We start from the raw sequence: 17,546 nt of genomic DNA, 5'->3' as shown, positions 1-17,546 counted from the left end.
CATGAAAGAGGATAGCATTGTGCTGTTATCGAATTATTCTTATTTAGGAAGGTAAAAAAGATGAAAAAAACACCTCAAATTCTGACCGCACTTTTGCTGGTTTCTGCCTTTGCGGACGGTGTATTTGCCGAGGAACATCACCCAAATACACCGAGTGCAGAGTATGAGCTTGAGAAAGTCTTGATTTTTAGTCGTCATGGATTGCGCTCGCCGGTGGAAAAAGATCCACAGGAAATGGCGAAATATTCCCCCTATGCTTGGGCAAAATGGGATGTGCCATCCGGTTATCTCACGGCAAAAGGCACTGTGCTAGAAACCTATTTTGGGCAATATTTAGGTCAGTGGCTGGCAGACAAAGGGTTGTTAACTGCAGAACGTTGCGCATCGGGTGAAGGTATTTTCGCTTATGCCAATGGGGTACAACGCACCATTGCAACAGGGCAAGCCATTGTGGCCGGTGCATTTGCGGGCTGTAATGTTCAACTGCAACATCATGGTAAAATTGGTTCAGAAAAAGATCCGATTTTTAACACGCAGGCGCACAATCCAAGTCAAGCCTTGATTGAATCGGCAAAAAATAACGTTGATTTAACCGCTTTACAGCAAAAATTAGCGCCGAATTATGCGCTATTAAGTGAAATCATCGATTACAAAAACTCACCAAATTGCTTACAAAAAGGCGAATGTGATTTAGGTGGAAAAGTCGGTGAATACAGTATTAAAGACGGCAAATCGGTTAAAATTACCGGTGCTATTAGCACAGGGAAGAAAATTGTCAGTGCATTATTGCTCGCCCATTATGTGGGCAAACCTGACTCAGAAATCGCAAATGGTCGTGTGGATAGCCAAGAAAAATGGCGTGCAATTAACGAAATTAAAAACGAATATTACCGCACGTTATTTAAAAACAACGAAGCGTTAGCACAAAATGTCTCGTATCCATTATTGGCATTTATTCAGCAACAGTTAAACAGTGAAAACAAAATTAACTTATTAGTTGGACACGATTCGAATATTGTTGCGTTGCTTGCGGCACTAGGCGTTGAGCCTTATGAGTTGGATGATTCATTGGAAAATATCCCAATCGGTGGCAAGTTGCTGTTTGAAGTGTGGAAGCACAAACCGAGTGGCAAGCTCAAATTTAAGTTGGATTATGTTTATCAAACCACCGAACAACTGATTAACATCACGCCATTAAGCTTAGCGACACCACCAAACCAAACAGCATTAACCCTTAAAGGCTGTGAAAAAGATGAAAATGGCTTTTGTGATTACGAGCAGTTTCAAAAGGTGTTGAGTGAAGGGATTGAGAACGGTAAGAAATAACGTTCATGCAACCCTATGAAAAATACTTAAAAGAGAATTCGCAAAAATTGCGAGTGGATCAAACGGATGCCGAAAGAAAACTATGGCAACGCATCAATCGAGATCAATTATTAGGTTTTCGATTTAATCGACAAAAGCCACTTTTAAGTTATATCGTTGATTTTTATTGCGCGAAAGCAAAGCTAATTATCGAATTGGACGGTAGTCAGCACTATGAACCTGATTATCAGGAAAAAGACGCATTGCGAGATGCAGAATTAAATTCACTTGGTTTTACGGTGATGCGATTTAGCAATGACGAAGTCATGTATGAAATTGAAGCGGTAGTCGAGCAGATTTATTTGTTTTTGGAGAATGTAAGGGCTGATTGAGTATGAGATCGGATTAATTTCTGCCAAATCTCCCCTACCCCTCTTTGCTAAAGAGGGGAATTCTTGAGTAAATTGACAGTAGCAGGCTGTTTATATTTTAGAATATGAGGGATTATTGAGTATGAGGTTGGATTAACGTCTGTCACAAACGCTTGCGTTTGAACGTTGCTTTAGCAACGGCACGAAGTGCGAGCGAAGCGAGTAAATCTCCCCTAACCCCTCTTTGCTAAAGAGGGGGAATTCTTGAGTAAATTGACAGTAGTGGGCTATTTATATTTTAGAATATGAGGGATTATTGAGTATGAGGTTGGATTAATATCTGCCACAAACGCTTGCGTTTGAACGTTGCTTTAGCAACGGCACGAAGTGCGAGCGAAGCGAGTAAATCTCCTCTAACCCCTCTTTGCTAAAGAGGGGGATTTCTTGAGTAAATTGATAGTAACTGACTCATTTACATTTTAATTTCAATAAAGATTAAATTATCTGCTTTCAAAAAACGTTAAAGTAGAACATAAATATTTAACTCTCCAAAGATCCAATCCCCTCTTTAGCAAAGAGGGGGTAGGGGAGATTTGGCAGAAATGATAACGAAGAAAATAATCAAATAGGACATGAATTTCTTAATTTACATGCGCTATAAGAGATAACGGAAAATATAATGAAGCAACATACTTATCAAACTACGGTAGAGTGGGTTGGAAATTTAGGAGCTGGTACTTCATCTTATCTCGCATACGAACGGGATTTTATTGCTTCGGCATTGAATAAACCCAATATTTTAGGTTCTGCTGATCCTGCTTTTCGTGGCGACAAAACTCGTTGGAATCCTGAAGATATGCTACTGGCATCTATTTCTGCCTGTCATAAATTATGGTATTTACATTTTTGTGCAGTTAATAACATTATTGTGCAAGAATACCGTGATGAAGCAATAGCGATTATGGATGAAGGCAGTTCTGAGCATGCTGGCCGATTTATTTCGGCAACATTAAAACCTCGTGTGAGAATTTCAAGCGAGTCGGATGCCGTTAAGGCATTGGCATTACATGAAAATGCGCATCACGCGTGTTTTATTGCAAATTCACTTAATTTTCCGGTGAAATGTGAAGCTATTATTGAAAAAGATTAAATTAAAATAAAATGGTGCCAAGGCGCACCTTACCAGAGAAAACAAAATGACAACCCAAAACTTCCTAGTAGAAATCGGCACAGAAGAGCTGCCACCAAAAGCTCTCAAAACATTAGCAACCTCTTTTGCGGATAACGTTGAAGCGGAATTAAACCAAGCGGGTTTAACTTTCAACAAAATCGAATGGTTTGCGGCGCCTCGTCGTTTGGCGGTGAAAGTGTTGAACTTAGCTACACAACAACCGAGCAAAGAAATTGAAAAGCGCGGACCTGCAGTGTCAGCCGCTTTTGATGCTGAAGGAAAACCAACGAAAGCAGCTGAAGGCTGGGCGCGTGGTTGTGGTATTACCGTTGAGCAAGCAGAACGCATTGCAACCGATAAAGGCGAATGGCTTGTTCACCGTGCAAAAATTGAAGGTCAACCGACTAAAAACTTACTTAACGGCATTGTGGCAAACGCGTTGGCGAAATTGCCAATTCCAAAACCGATGCGTTGGGCAGATAAAACCGTGCAGTTTATCCGTCCGGTTCACACGGTGACTATGCTGTTAGGCGATGAGTTAATTGAAGGCGAAATTTTAGGTGTGGCAAGTGCGCGCACTATTCGCGGTCACCGTTTCTTAGGCGAGAAAGAATTTGAAATTCAACATGCAGACCAATATCCGCAATTATTACGTGAAAAAGGTTCTGTGGTGGCAGATTTCAATGAGCGTAAAGCAGAAATTCTGGCAAAATCTCAAGCAAAAGCGACCGCACTTGGCGGCGTGGCTGATATTGAAGAAAGTCTGCTTGAAGAAGTCACTTCCTTGGTGGAATATCCAAATGTTTTAGCGGCAAAATTTGAAGAACGCTTCTTAGCGGTGCCTGCGGAAGCCTTGGTTTACACCATGAAAGGCGACCAAAAATATTTCCCGATTTATGACAAAGACGGCAAATTATTACCGCACTTTATTTTCGTCTCGAACATCAACCCTGAAGACCCAACCGTAATCATCGAAGGGAACGAAAAAGTGGTTCGTCCACGTCTAACCGATGCGGAATTCTTCTTCAAAACTGACTTAAAACAAAAACTGGTTGATCGTTTACCACGCTTAGAAACCGTGTTGTTCCAACAACAGCTCGGTACATTGAAAGACAAAACAGACCGTATTGAACAACTTGCAGGCGAAATTGCAAAACAAATTGGCGCAGACGAAGCGAAAGCAAAACGTGCCGGCTTACTATCAAAATGTGATTTAATGACCAACATGGTATTTGAATTCACCGATACGCAAGGTGTAATGGGCATGCACTATGCTCGTCACGATGGTGAAGACGAAGAAGTGGCGGTGGCGTTAAACGAACAATATATGCCACGCTTTGCGGGAGATGAGTTACCGAAATCCTTAGTGGCAAGTGCGGTCGCTTTAGCCGATAAATTTGATACCTTAACGGGTATTTTCGGTATCGGACAAGCGCCTAAAGGCAGTGCAGACCCATTTGCACTACGTCGTGCAGCATTAGGTGCGTTACGTATTATTGTTGAGAAAAACTTACCACTAGATTTAGAAGATTTAGTGAAAAAAGCAGCCGCACTTTTCGGTGATAAACTCACAAATCAAAACGTGGTCGCCGATGTGGTGGACTTCATGCTCGGTCGTTTCCGTGCATGGTATCAAGATGAAGGCATTGCGGTGGACGTGATTCAAGCGGTATTGGCGCGTCGTCCAACTCGTCCGGCTGATTTTGATGCGCGTGTGCGTGCGGTTTCTCATTTCCGTACCCTTGATTCTGCGGAAGCTTTGGCTGCCGCCAATAAACGCGTGGCGAATATTTTGGCGAAAGCGGAAGGCGACATTGGCGCAATTGATGTGGCGTTATGTGTTGAGCCGGCAGAACAAGAGCTTGCGCAAAGCGTGTTAAGTTTGGCAAAAGAAGTTCAGCCGCTTATCGCACAAGGCGAATACACGGCGGTGTTGGATAAACTCGCCGGCTTGCGTCAACCGGTGGATAATTTCTTTGATAATGTGATGGTGAATGCGGAGGATGCCAAATTGCGTCAAAACCGCCTAGCCATTTTGAACACGTTGCAAGGTTTATTCTTACAGGTGGCGGATATTTCGTTGTTGCAATAACGTCTACGCTTTATGGCAGAGTCGCCGATTAAATGGTGTTTTGCCGAATGTTAAGAAACGCTCGCAGAGGCTTGATTCTGCGGGTGTTTTGTTTTCATACGCTTATCGCAAAGCATTATATGCGATTCCGCTGATAACCCGTGGTGTCAGGTGATTTCTTCCCAATTAATCCAACAATAGTGCTAACCTTATGATGTCAAAAGAAAATTTCGAACAGCATACGCCGATGATGAAACAATATCTGCAACTCAAAGCAGAGAATCCGGATATTTTGTTATTTTATCGCATGGGCGATTTTTACGAGCTGTTTTACGACGATGCAAAACGCGCCTCCGCACTGTTGGATATTTCGCTGACCAAACGAGGACAATCTGCAGGACAGCCGATTCCTATGGCTGGCGTGCCTTATCACGCGGTGGAAGGCTATTTAGCGAAGTTGGTGCAGTTAGGGGAGTCCGTCGCCATTTGTGAACAAATCGGTGATCCGAATACGGCGAAAGGCCCCGTTGAACGCCAAATTGTGCGCATTGTCACGCCGGGTACAGTGAGCGATGAAGCGTTGTTACCGGAACGGCAAGACAACCTCATTGCCGCGGTGTATCAGGAAAACGATCATTTTGGTTTGGCGACATTAGACATGACGTCCGGTCGTTTTCAGCTATCCGAACCGCAATCCAAAGCGGATTTGCAAACGGAATTACAACGCATCGCGCCGGTAGAATTGCTTTATTGTGAGGATTTCGCTGATTTTCAGCTAATTGAACACGCGAAAGGTTTGCGTCGTCGTCCTATTTGGGAATTCGAGCTAAAAACTGCAATTCAACAGCTTTGCCATCAATTTAATACTAAAGACTTGCGCGGATTCGGTGTTGAAAAAGCGATTCTAGGCTTATGTGCTGCCGGTTGTTTATTGCAATACGCACGCGAAACGCAACGCACCGCCTTGCCGCATATTCAAAGCATTCATCTCATTCAACACAGCGAAAATATTCAGTTGGACGCCGCAACCCGTCGCAATTTGGAGCTCACTCAAAATCTGTCGGGGGGGACGGAAAACACGTTGGCGGCGGTATTGGATAAATGCGTCACCCCGATGGGCAGTCGCTTGCTCAAACGCTGGATTCACCAACCGATTTGCGATGTAGAAAAACTCACGCAACGCCAACAAGCCATTGGTGCGATTTTAGAACAGGATTTAGTGGCGAATTTGCAACCTTATTTGCAACAAGTCGGTGACATGGAACGCATTTTAGCGCGGGTGGCGTTACGCACCGCTCGTCCGCGCGATTTAACCCGCTTGCGTACCGCTTTAGAGCAGATTCCTTATATAAAAAATCGGTTGGCTGAAAAAACGTCCGCCAAAATGACCGCACTTTACCAACAACTGGGTGATTTTTCCGCACAATTTGACCTGTTACAACGGGCGATTATTGACAGTCCTCCAGTGTTAATTCGTGATGGTGGCGTCATTGCGGCGGGCTACAACGCTGAATTGGATGAATGGCGTGAATTAGCCGACGGTGCCACCCGTTATTTGGAAGATCTGGAACAACGAGAACGGGAAAACACCGGCATTGATACCTTAAAAATCGGCTTCAATGCGGTGCACGGCTATTACATTCAAATTAGCCAGGGGCAAGCCCATAAAGCGCCGATTCATTATGTACGTCGTCAAACCTTAAAAAATGCCGAACGTTATATCATTCCTGAATTGAAAACCTATGAAGATAAGGTGTTGAAAGCAAAAGGCGCTTCTTTGGCACTGGAAAAGCAGCTATACGATGAAATTTTCGACCAATTATTACCGCACTTGGGTGACTTACAGCTTGCCGGTTTGGCATTAGCCGAATTGGATGTGCTCACCAATTTAGCGGAGAGGGCGGAAAGCCTGAATTATGTGGCGCCGACCTTCTCGGCACAAACGGGCATTCATATTCAAAACGGCCGTCACCCTGTGGTGGAGCAAGTGTTGAAGGAACCGTTTATTGCCAACCCAACAGAGCTTACGGAACAGCAACATTTTCTCATTATTACCGGCCCAAATATGGGCGGTAAAAGTACCTATATGCGCCAAACGGCGCTGATTACCTTAATGGCGTACATGGGCAGTTTTGTGCCGGCAGACAGTGCGATAATTGGCCCTGTTGATCGTATTTTTACCCGTATCGGCGCTTCTGATGATCTCGCTTCCGGACGTTCAACCTTTATGGTGGAAATGACGGAAATGGCGAATATTCTGCATCAAGCAACAGACAAAAGTTTGGTGTTAATTGATGAAATCGGCCGTGGAACCTCCACTTATGACGGTTTGTCCCTCGCCTGGGCTTGTGCCGAATGGTTAGCGAAGAAAATCCGTTCTTTAACCTTATTCGCCACCCACTATTTTGAGCTCACTGTGCTACCGGAACAGGTACAAGGCATCGGCAATATTCACTTAGATGCCATTGAACATAATGACACCATTGCTTTCATGCACGCCGTGCAAAAAGGTGCTGCCAGTAAAAGTTACGGTCTTGCGGTCGCTGCCTTGGCAGGCGTGCCTCAACAAGTCATCAAGCTTGCCAAACAAAAACTGGCGCAATTAGAAAAACTATCACAGCAAAACGCCAACCAACAGATTCAGGATCTGCGTTTATTAAATCAACGCCAAGGTGAATTAGCATTTGATCAGGCGGAAGATGAAAATAAGGAGATGTTATTGAATATGTTACAAGAATTAGATCCGGATGAATTAAGTCCAAAACAGGCATTAGCCTATTTGTATCAGTTAAAGAAAATGGTGAAAGGGTGATATTAGTGATTTTCAAATAAATCAGCCGTTTTCATCTTAAAGTGCGGTCACAAAATCCAACGGATTTCAGACGTTGGTTTTGTCAACAGCCTATTAGATCGAATAATTGAACTCAATTCAATTGTGAGTCATTTCTGCGATATTTTCATTGTGAACCCAATAAAAAAACCGACATAATTGTCGGTTTTTTTGATGAGGTGAGATTAAACACTTATTGCGGTTTTTAATTTTTTCAGTGCGTTGGTTTCGAGCTGACGAACGCGTTCGGCAGAAATATTGTATTTTGCTGCCAAATCTTGCAACGTAGCTTTGGTTTCATCCAACCAACGGGCTTTGATAATGTCTTGGCTACGGGCATCCAAGTTATCCAAAGCGACAGCAAGTCGGTCGGTCGCTTGTGCTTCGTAGTTTTCATTTTCTAATTCCGCTGCAAAATTGGAGCTTTTATCTTCCAAGTATAATGCCGGCGCATAGGTTTCTTCGTCATGATCATCGGTTGGTAAATCAAAGGTGACATCCGCTCCGGTCATGCGCGATTCCATTTCCACCACATCTTGCGGAGAAACGCCTAACTCATTGGCGACCATGTCCACTTCGTTTTCATTAAACCAACCTAAGCGTTGTTTTGTTTTGCGTAGATTAAAGAACAACTTACGTTGCGCTTTGGTCGTTGCGACTTTCACAATACGCCAGTTACGTAAAACGTATTCGTGAATTTCTGCTTTGATCCAATGCACGGCGAAAGACACTAAGCGAACACCGACTTCCGGGTTAAAACGCTTCACGGCTTTCATTAAACCGATATTGCCCTCTTGAATTAAATCCGCTTGCGGCAAGCCATAACCGGAATAGCCGCGGGCAACATGGATAACGAAGCGCAAGTGAGATAACACGAGTTTTTTTGCCGCCTCAATATCTTCGTGGTAATACAAACGTTCCGCAAGTTCCTTTTCCTCTTCCGCCGTTAACATCGGGTATTCATTCGCTGCGCGAATGTAGGCTTCTAAGCTTCCTTGGGGAACTAACATCATAGTTTGAGTTTCTTTATCCATCATCTTCCTTCTTACTGACATCACCAAGCTTGATTAAGCTCAGTTATAACATAATTCATCAGAATTTCAATCGGTTTGGACGATTGAATTCTATCATTTCACGGTTAATATGACCTATTTTTAGCCTAAAAGTTCTTTTGTTGACTAAAAAAGTGCGGTCAAAAAATCTGACGGATTTTTAACGTTGGCTTTGCCAACGGCGCCACTGGAAACACAATCGAACTGGATTCGATTGCGAGTCATTTTTTGCCTGTTTTCTTTATTTATGCTTGCTGAAAAAAGAATTACGCAGCACGTTTTTTACCCACCAGCATAGTCAAGAACAACACGCCTAACGAAGGAACTAACCATGCCAAACCATTATCATATAAGGGGAAATTGCCAAGGAATTGTTTCATGCCGTCAGACAAGAGTCCCACGTTATTTAAACTATCACACAGACTAAAACACACCGTTATCGCAATGGTGGCACGATAGGTTAATTTCACACAAGGTAATTTAGCGCGGACGAATTGCAACACGACCAACATGATTGCTACCGGATAAATTAATAACAACGCCGGAATGGTGACTTGTAATAATTTCGTTAAACCGTTTTCGGAAATGATGGTCGTCATGACAGTAAACACCACCACCCAGAAAGAATATGGCAAGCGGTTAGAGAATTTAGCGAAATAGTAAGCACAAGCACTGGTCACGCCCACTAAAGTGGTTAAACTTGCCAAGAAGATGATACCGGACATAATCCAAGAGCCTTCTTTGCCGAATAACACGTTCACATAACGGGAGAAAATTTGACCACCGTTGCTGACGCCTTGCGCCACTTGGTCACTGGTTGCGCCAAGATAGAAAAGGGAGAAATAAAGTGCGGCTAATAAAACCACTGAAATGCCACCGGCGGATATGGTGTAACGCATGATTTTTTTCGGTTCGGTGATATTTTTCGCACTTAACGCACGAGCAACAATGCCGCCGAAAGCAATTGCCGCCAAGACATCCATGGTTTGATAACCGCTAATTAAACCGGTGGTCAATGCTGAGCTGTCCGCATAGCTTTTGCTTGGCGCGACAATATCCGACAAGGGAGAGATAAAGACAGTTACGGTCACCACCACTAACAACACCAATAAGGCCGGGGTCATAAATTTGCCTACGCTGGAAATAATGGTGTTCGGTTTCAACATAAATAGCATGGCGATAATGTTAAAGACTACCGCAAAAATCAGATGATTTCTTGACGTGTCTGCCACTATATCAAGTGGTACAAACGCCATTTCGTATGCGACGTTGGTAATGCGTGGCATCGCAAACGTAGAACCAATGACCAAATACAACGTGGCTAAAAATAAGACCTCTGCCCATTTAGGAAGGTCGCGGGTGAGTTCTTCACCACGACCTAAGACAGAGACCACAACCAGCGTGATAAACGGCATTAATACGCCGGTGAGCACAAATCCCAAGGCGGCTGTTGCCCAATGTTGCCCTGCCGTGTAGCCTTCCATCGGCGGAAAAATAATGTTTCCTGCGCCTAAAAACAGGGCGAAAATCATCATGCCTAAAACAAGAATATCTTTGCGTGAAAACATAATCGTTTCTCTTTGGTAATAAAATAAAGACGCATTTCGGATTCTACTATAAAAGCCTGATTATTCGTAACGAAACGATGAAAAACACATAAAAAACATTGTATTATTTGACCGCACTTTTCCTGTAATTCTCTGTTCGGCAATTGAGTTCATTCTGCCTTTGTTGTAAACTACGCTCCCGTCTTGATAGATTATATTTATCCTAATTTTCCATCCATCCCAATAGCAACAAATAGGTTTCTTATGGCTACCAATTATATTTTCGTCACAGGCGGCGTAGTTTCTTCGCTTGGTAAAGGCATTGCAGCAGCATCACTTGCGGCAATCTTAGAAGCGCGTGGCTTGAACGTCACGATCATGAAACTCGACCCTTATATCAACGTCGATCCGGGCACCATGAGCCCGACTCAGCACGGTGAAGTTTTCGTGACCCAAGACGGCGCGGAAACCGATTTAGATTTAGGTCACTACGAACGTTTTATTCGTACCAAAATGACCAAACGTAACAACTTCACAACCGGTAAAATCTATTCCGAAGTGTTACGCAAAGAGCGTCGCGGAGATTATTTAGGCGCCACCATTCAAGTGATTCCACACATTACCAACGAAATTAAAGCACGCGTGATTGATGGCGCAGCGGGGCATGATGTGGCCATCGTAGAAGTAGGTGGCACCGTAGGCGATATTGAATCCCTCCCGTTCTTGGAAGCCTTGCGCCAACTTGCTGTACAAGTGGGACGTGAACGCACGATTTTCATGCACTTAACGCTTGTTCCTTATATTCCGACCGCCGGCGAAGTCAAAACTAAACCAACACAACATTCTGTAAAAGAATTATTGTCTATCGGGATTCAACCGGACGTGCTGATTTGCCGTTCTGACCGCATGATTCCGCCAAATGAACGCGCCAAAATTGCGTTGTTCTGTAACGTGCCGGAACGCGCGGTAATTTCTCTGAAAGATGTGTCTTCCATTTACCAAATCCCGGCACTCTTAAAATCTCAAGGATTGGACGATTTCATTTGCAATCGCTTCCACTTAACTTGCCCGGAAGCCGATTTATCCGAATGGGAACAAGTGTTGTATCAACAAGCCAACCCGACGGGCGAAGTCACTATCGGTATGGTGGGTAAATACACCGAATTGCCGGATGCCTATAAATCCGTAAACGAAGCGTTAAAACATGCCGGTTTGAAAAATCGTTTGAGTGTAAATATCAAATACATCGACGCACAAGATGTAGAAACCAAAGGCGTTGACATCTTAAAAGGCTTAGACGGTATTTTAGTGCCGGGCGGCTTCGGCTATCGTGGCGTGGAAGGCAAAATCCTCACCGCCAAATATGCGCGTGAAAACAATATTCCGTATTTAGGCATTTGCTTAGGTATGCAGGTGGCGCTCATCGAGTTCGCCCGTAATGTTGCCGGCATGACCCAGGCAAACTCTTCCGAATTCGACCGCACTTGTCCGCAACCGGTAGTAGGTTTAATCACCGAATGGCAAAATGCGGAAGGCAATACAGAAGTCCGCAGTGATGAATCCGATTTAGGTGGCACCATGCGTCTTGGCGCACAAAAATGCCATTTAATTGAAGGCAGCTTAGCACGCAAATTATATGGCGCCGAAACTATCGAAGAACGTCATCGTCACCGTTACGAAGTCAATAATGTCTTACTTCCACAAATCGAAAAAGCCGGCTTGAAAGTAACCGGTTTATCTGCTGATAAAAAACTGGTGGAAATCATTGAAGTGCCGAACCACCCTTGGTTTGTTGCTTGCCAATTCCACCCGGAATTCACGTCCACGCCACGTGATGGGCATCCATTATTCGAAGGCTTTGTGAAAGCGGCAAAAGAGAATCAGAAAAAATCTGATTAGTGGTTTTTTAGAACATAAGAAAAAAGGCAGGGTAACCTGCCTTTGTGCTTTCTATGATGGATTTAAAATGCCAAGAAACAACAGAAAAAAGCCGAACAGTGATTTTGCTGTTCGGCCTGTTGTTTTAAAGTGCGGTCTGAAATTAAAGAATTTCTTTCGCTTTAGCGACCACGTTATCCACCGTGAAGCCAAAGAGTTTGAACAATTGGTCTGCCGGTGCGGATTCACCGAAGCTGTGCATACCAACGATACGACCGTTGAAACCGACGTATTTGTACCAGAAGTCGGCAATGCCCGCTTCAACAGCCACACGTTTAGTCACCGCGCCTGGCAATACCGCTTCGCGATAAGCCTCGTCTTGTTTGTCGAACACGTTCGTACTTGGCATAGAAACCACACGGATTTTTTTGCCTTCTGCGGTTAATTGTTCTGCCGCTTTCACCGCCAATTCCACTTCAGAACCGGTCGCAATGAAAATCAAATCCGGTGTGCCGGCGCAGTCTTTTAATACATAAGCGCCGCGCGCTACGTTAGCTAATTGCTCAGAAGTGCGGTCCATTTGTGCCAAGTTTTGACGAGTGAAAATTAATGCGCTTGGGCCATCAGTTCTTTCAATCGCTGCTTTCCAAGCAATGGCAGACTCTACTTGGTCGCAAGGGCGCCATGTGTTCAAGTTCGGGATTAAACGTAATGCGGAGGTTTGTTCAACCGGTTGGTGGGTTGGACCGTCTTCGCCTAAACCGATGGAATCATGTGTGAACACGAATAAGCTGCGTTGTTTCATTAATGCCGCCATGCGAATCGCGTTGTGGGCATATTCCATAAACATTAAGAAGGTTGCGCCGTAAGGAATGAAACCACCGTGGAGCGCAATACCGTTCATGATTGCCGCCATACCGAACTCACGTACGCCGTAGTTGAGGTAGTTACCATCCACGTTTTGAGTCGCGCGAATCGGTTTAGAGCCGGACCAAAGGGTGAGGTTGGAGCTTGCCAAGTCGGCAGAACCACCAAGTAATTCCGGTAACACTTTTGCATAAGCTTCAATAGCATTTTGTGAGGCTTTACGGCTTGCAATGCTTGCCGGGTTCGCTTGTAAATGGTCAATAAACGCCTGAGATTCTTTTGCCCAATCAGCCGGAAGGTTTTTCTCCATGCGGCGGGTAAATTCAGCAGCCAATTCTGGATAGGCTTTCGCATAAGCAGCAAATTTTTCATGCCAGGCTTTTTCTAGCTCTGCGCCTTTCGCTTTTGCATCCCATTGTGCATAAATATCGGCTGGGATCTCAAACGGTGCGTAATCCCAGTTTAGTGCTTTACGGGTTAATGCGATTTCTTCATCACCTAATGGTGCGCCGTGGCAATCGTGAGAGTTAGATTTATTCGGGGAACCGAAACCGATAATGGTTTTACAAATAATTAAGGTCGGTTTATTGGTTTCCGCTTGCGCTTGTTTGATTGCCTCAATGATTTGTGCCGGGTTGTGACCGTCGATTGCCGGAATCACTTGCCAACCGTAAGCTTCAAAGCGTTTTTGTGTATCATCGGTAAACCAACCGTCAACATGACCATCGATAGAAATGTTATTGTCATCGTAGAAGGCAATTAATTTACCTAAGCCCAAGGTACCTGCTAAAGAGCAAGCCTCGTGGGAAATCCCTTCCATTAAACAGCCATCGCCCAAGAAAACATAGGTGTGGTGATCCACGATGTTGTGGCCGTCACGGTTAAATTGGCCCGCAAGGGTTTTCTCTGCAATCGCCATACCCACCGCATTGGTGATACCTTGACCTAGTGGACCTGTAGTGGTTTCAACGCCGGGTGTATAACCAAACTCTGGGTGCCCCGGTGTTTTGGAATGTAATTGACGGAATTGTTTTAAATCTTCAATGGATACATCGTAACCGCTTAAATGTAACAAGCTGTAAATCAGCATAGAACCGTGGCCGTTAGATAGCACGAAGCGGTCACGGTTAGCCCATTGCGGGTTGGTTGGGTTGTGATATAAAAAATCACGCCATAATACTTCAGCGATATCCGCCATGCCCATCGGTGCGCCCGGGTGACCGGATTTGGCTTTTTGCACCGCATCCATACTTAAAAAGCGAATGGCATTGGCGAGTTGTTGACGAGTTGACATTGTGCCTCCTGATTGAGATAAATTGACAAAATAGGGTGTGCTCATAAAAAAGTGCGGTCAGATTTTTCAGCGTTTTTAAACACGGAAAATGTCCACCGCACTTTTGCTTAATACATAACTAATAAACCATTACCATTTAGACAGTAACATCTCTTCTAATTTGCCTTGGTCAACGGCAAATTTACGAATACCCTCGGCCAGTTTTTCCACGGCCATGGCATCGCTGTTATGCTGCCAATAGAATTCCGCTTCGGTTAATGGTTGTGGTTTGGCCTGTACTTCGCCTTGGAAACCCAGTTTTCTCACTACCGCATTTGGTGTTTCATGTAGGGTTTTTAATAGTGGCGGAGCAATGGTTAAACGGTCGCAACCGGCTAATTCAATGATTTCGCCCACGTTACGGAAACTTGCGCCCATCACCACGGTTTTATAGCCATATTGTTTGTAGTAATTGTAAATTTTGGTAACAGAAATCACGCCCGGATCTTCTGCCGGCGCATATTCTTTTTTATCTGTGTTGGCTTTATACCAATCTAAAATACGGCCTACAAATGGCGAGATCAAATAAACACCGGCTTCTGCACAAGCGCGTGCTTGCGCCTCGGAAAACAACAACGTCAGGTTACAGTTGATGCCTTCTTTCTCTAAGATTTCCGCAGCACGGATACCTTGCCATGTAGAGGCGATTTTAATCAAAATACGATTTTTATTAATGCCTGAGGCTTCATACAACGCAATCAATTTTCTGGCTTTCGCGACAGTCGCCTCGGTGTCATAAGAAAGACGCGCATCCACTTCCGTAGAAACGCGGCCCGGCACTAATTTTAAGATTTCCAAACCAATGTTGACCGCCAATTTATCTTCCGCATCAACAAGTTGCTGTGCTTTATCCTGACTTTGTTGTTTACCATAAGCAATCGCTTCATCAATCAACGCTGCATACTGAGGTAACGCTGCCGCACTCAGAATCAAAGATGGATTCGTTGTAGCATCTTCAGGTTTATATTGACGAATGGCATCAATGTCACCGGTATCGGCAACAACAACGGTAAGTTCGCGAAGAGAATCTAACTGGTTAGTCATAATGTATTCCTTATGTATTCCTTTAATTGGAGGATGGGAAACGAGTTGAATCGTTAAGAGAGCTATGTTTTATTCATAGCAGAAATCGTTAAAAAATATAACCGCACTTGTTATAGAAAGCAACTCTTAAAAAGCGTGTTCATAATAATGAAATCAATAGGTTTCGTCTTTAAGAACAGGTTGGATACTAAGGATCGCTGAAGTAAAGAATGTTGTTAATTTGATTAAATTATCTTCAATCAAAACAAAAAATGAAAAAAAAGCTAAAAAGGGGTTGCGTGGTGATAAAAAATGCCTATAATACGCCACCACAACGACGCGCCGTTGTAAAGCATTAAGCAGCGCGTCGTTTTTTGTTCTTTAACAATCAATCAGACAAACTGTGTGGGCACTTGAAGATTCGTTTTATCATTAAAGATTTTAAAATTGAACTGAATAGTGCTACGAAGATTCGTTTATTTATTATAGATGATTAATTAAGTCAGCAGTATTGAGCGATTAAACTTTTTGAATTGAAGAGTTTGATCATGGCTCAGATTGAACGCTGGCGGCAGGCTTAACACATGCAAGTCGAACGGTAACAGGAGAAAGCTTGCTTTCTTGCTGACGAGTGGCGGACGGGTGAGTAATGCTTGGGAATCTGGCTTATGGAGGGGGATAACGACGGGAAACTGTCGCTAATACCGCGTAGAATCGAGAGATGAAAGTGCGGGACCGCGAGGCCGCATGCCATGAGATGAGCCCAAGTGGGATTAGGTAGTTGGTGGGGTAAAGGCCTACCAAGCCGACGATCTCTAGCTGGTCTGAGAGGATGACCAGCCACACCGGGACTGAGACACGGCCCGGACTCCTACGGGAGGCAGCAGTGGGGAATATTGCGCAATGGGGGCAACCCTGACGCAGCCATGCCGCGTGAATGAAGAAGGCCTTCGGGTTGTAAAGTTCTTTCGGTGACGAGGAAGGTTGTTGTGTTAATAGCGCAACAAATTGACGTTAATCACAGAAGAAGCACCGGCTAACTCCGTGCCAGCAGCCGCGGTAATACGGAGGGTGCGAGCGTTAATCGGAATAACTGGGCGTAAAGGGCACGCAGGCGGCTATTTAAGTGAGGTGTGAAATCCCCGGGCTTAACCTGGGAATTGCATTTCAGACTGGGTAGCTAGAGTACTTTAGGGAGGGGTAGAATTCCACGTGTAGCGGTGAAATGCGTAGAGATGTGGAGGAATACCGAAGGCGAAGGCAGCCCCTTGGGAATGTACTGACGCTCATGTGCGAAAGCGTGGGGAGCAAACAGGATTAGATACCCTGGTAGTCCACGCTGTAAACGCTGTCGATTTGGGGATTGGGCTTTAAGCTTGGTGCCCGTAGCTAACGTGATAAATCGACCGCCTGGGGAGTACGGCCGCAAGGTTAAAACTCAAATGAATTGACGGGGGCCCGCACAAGCGGTGGAGCATGTGGTTTAATTCGATGCAACGCGAAGAACCTTACCTACTCTTGACATCCATGGAATCCTGTAGAGATACGGGAGTGCCTTCGGGAACCATGAGACAGGTGCTGCATGGCTGTCGTCAGCTCGTGTTGTGAAATGTTGGGTTAAGTCCCGCAACGAGCGCAACCCTTATCCTTTGTTGCCAGCGATTAGGTCGGGAACTCAAAGGAGACTGCCGGTGATAAACCGGAGGAAGGTGGGGATGACGTCAAGTCATCATGGCCCTTACGAGTAGGGCTACACACGTGCTACAATGGCGTATACAGAGGGTGACGAAGCCGCGAGGTGGAGTGAATCTCAGAAAGTACGTCTAAGTCCGGATTGGAGTCTGCAACTCGACTCCATGAAGTCGGAATCGCTAGTAATCGCGAATCAGAATGTCGCGGTGAATACGTTCCCGGGCCTTGTACACACCGCCCGTCACACCATGGGAGTGGGTTGTACCAGAAGTAGATAGCTTAACCTTCGGGAGGGCGTTTACCACGGTATGATTCATGACTGGGGTGAAGTCGTAACAAGGTAACCGTAGGGGAACCTGCGGTTGGATCACCTCCTTACCAAAGATAGAATTGACTTTAAGTGTCC

Annotated in this window: 9 protein-coding genes, 1 rRNA gene and 1 pseudogene; 7 read left to right on the top strand and 4 right to left on the bottom strand. The window is 44.7% G+C overall.

Going from position 1 to position 17,546, the window contains the following annotated elements; all coding sequences use genetic code 11:
- Nucleotides 1–60 precede the first annotated feature (60 nt).
- The 5 genes from AC30SF_RS09680 to mutS all read left to right on the top strand — a co-directional run bounded on the left by AC30SF_RS09680 (nucleotide 61) and on the right by mutS (nucleotide 7,730).
- A complete protein-coding gene (locus AC30SF_RS09680) occupies nucleotides 61–1,326 on the top strand; it encodes a histidine-type phosphatase (protein ID WP_489608276.1) in 1,266 nt (421 codons plus the stop codon).
- Nucleotides 1,327–1,331: 5 nt separating this feature from the next.
- Nucleotides 1,332–1,697, top strand: coding sequence for an endonuclease domain-containing protein (locus tag AC30SF_RS09675; RefSeq protein ID WP_489608275.1), 366 nt, complete (start codon nucleotides 1,332–1,334; stop codon nucleotides 1,695–1,697).
- A gap of 658 nt (nucleotides 1,698–2,355) precedes the next feature.
- On the top strand, nucleotides 2,356–2,826 hold the full coding sequence (locus tag AC30SF_RS09670) for an OsmC family protein (protein ID WP_489608274.1): 471 nt from the start codon (nucleotides 2,356–2,358) through the stop codon (nucleotides 2,824–2,826).
- Nucleotides 2,827–2,872: 46 nt separating this feature from the next.
- Nucleotides 2,873–4,939 carry a glycine--tRNA ligase subunit beta gene (glyS, locus tag AC30SF_RS09665; protein WP_489608273.1) on the top strand — a complete coding sequence of 689 codons (2,067 nt, stop codon included), beginning with the start codon at nucleotides 2,873–2,875 and terminating at the stop codon, nucleotides 4,937–4,939.
- Nucleotides 4,940–5,129: 190 nt separating this feature from the next.
- Nucleotides 5,130–7,730: a DNA mismatch repair protein MutS gene (mutS, locus tag AC30SF_RS09660; RefSeq protein WP_489608272.1), complete on the top strand. Its 2,601-nt coding sequence runs from the start codon at nucleotides 5,130–5,132 to the stop codon at nucleotides 7,728–7,730.
- A gap of 203 nt (nucleotides 7,731–7,933) precedes the next feature.
- Here the strand turns inward: mutS and rpoH are convergent, their stop codons facing one another.
- A complete protein-coding gene (rpoH, locus tag AC30SF_RS09655; RefSeq protein ID WP_290521796.1) occupies nucleotides 7,934–8,782 on the bottom strand; it encodes an RNA polymerase sigma factor RpoH in 849 nt (282 codons plus the stop codon).
- 284 nt (nucleotides 8,783–9,066) lie between these two features.
- Nucleotides 9,067–10,521 (bottom strand): annotated as a pseudogene (gene brnQ / locus AC30SF_RS09650) (branched-chain amino acid transport system II carrier protein).
- A 90-nt stretch (nucleotides 10,522–10,611) separates the two neighbouring features.
- Between brnQ and pyrG the strand changes: the two are divergent.
- Complete coding sequence (gene pyrG / locus AC30SF_RS09645) at nucleotides 10,612–12,246, top strand: glutamine hydrolyzing CTP synthase (RefSeq protein WP_489608271.1); 1,635 nt, start codon at nucleotides 10,612–10,614, stop codon at nucleotides 12,244–12,246.
- A gap of 142 nt (nucleotides 12,247–12,388) precedes the next feature.
- Here the strand turns inward: pyrG and tkt are convergent, their stop codons facing one another.
- Together tkt and tal are read right to left on the bottom strand one after the other, a co-directional pair.
- Entirely contained in the window at nucleotides 12,389–14,386 is a 1,998-nt protein-coding gene (gene tkt, locus AC30SF_RS09640) for a transketolase (protein WP_489608270.1), read from the bottom strand.
- A gap of 129 nt (nucleotides 14,387–14,515) precedes the next feature.
- On the bottom strand, nucleotides 14,516–15,469 hold the full coding sequence (gene tal / locus AC30SF_RS09635) for a transaldolase (protein ID WP_489608269.1): 954 nt from the start codon (nucleotides 15,467–15,469) through the stop codon (nucleotides 14,516–14,518).
- Between the two features lie 509 nt (nucleotides 15,470–15,978).
- On the opposite strand from tal, the gene AC30SF_RS09630 reads away from it, so the two are divergent.
- Nucleotides 15,979–17,518 (top strand): 16S ribosomal RNA (locus tag AC30SF_RS09630).
- Nucleotides 17,519–17,546 lie beyond the last annotated feature (28 nt).

It is taken from the genome of Aggregatibacter valvarum (assembly GCF_980468985.1).
The sequence above is the reverse complement of the archived record's forward strand: the minus strand, read 5'-3'. Positions and strand labels throughout refer to the sequence as shown.